This window comes from Salinicola sp. MH3R3-1 (assembly GCF_001937155.1).
GTDB classification, from domain to species: Bacteria; Pseudomonadota; Gammaproteobacteria; order Pseudomonadales; family Halomonadaceae; genus Salinicola; species Salinicola halophyticus.
In genome coordinates, this window is record NZ_MSDP01000069.1 from 1 (window position 1) to 544 (window position 544).

1 protein-coding gene is annotated in these 544 nt (G+C 65.6%); it reads right to left on the reverse strand.

The window, feature by feature from the left end; translation table 11 throughout:
* A partial coding sequence (locus BTW08_RS18320) for an Ig-like domain-containing protein (RefSeq protein WP_168170686.1) occupies window positions 1-544 on the reverse strand: 544 nt, incomplete at both ends.

The following is a 544-nucleotide window of genomic DNA, read 5'->3' on the forward strand; positions in this document are numbered from 1 at the left end:
CAGACTGTCGAAGTCGGCGCCCGGGGTGAAGGTGTAGGAACCGTCGGCCTGGAAGCTAAGGCTACCATTGCCTTGGCCCACGCCAGTGTCGAGCGCGTAGCTGGCGATGGTGCCATCGACATCGGCCGCGGCCGGAACCTGCCCACTGAGAACGGTGTTCTCGCCGGTAGTCTGGATATCGGCGACGGCGACCGGGGCATCGTTGGTGCCCGTGACGGTGATCGTCACCGTCTTGGGCTCGCTGACGCCGCCGTCGTTATCGGTAGCGGTGTAGCTGAAGGTGACGTCGCGGCTCTGTCCCGCGGCGAGACTGTCGAAGTCGGTGCCAGGCGTGAAGCTATAGGAGCCGTCGGCGTTGAAGCTGAGACTGCCGTTGCCCTGACCCACGCCAGTGTCGAGCGCGTAACCGGCGATGGTGCCATCGACATCGGTCGCTGCCGGCACTTGCCCGGTCAGCGCCGCGTTCTCGCCGGTGGTCCGAGTATCAGCGGCAGCTACCGGCGCATCATTGGTGCCGGTGACGGTAATCGTCACCGTCTTCGGC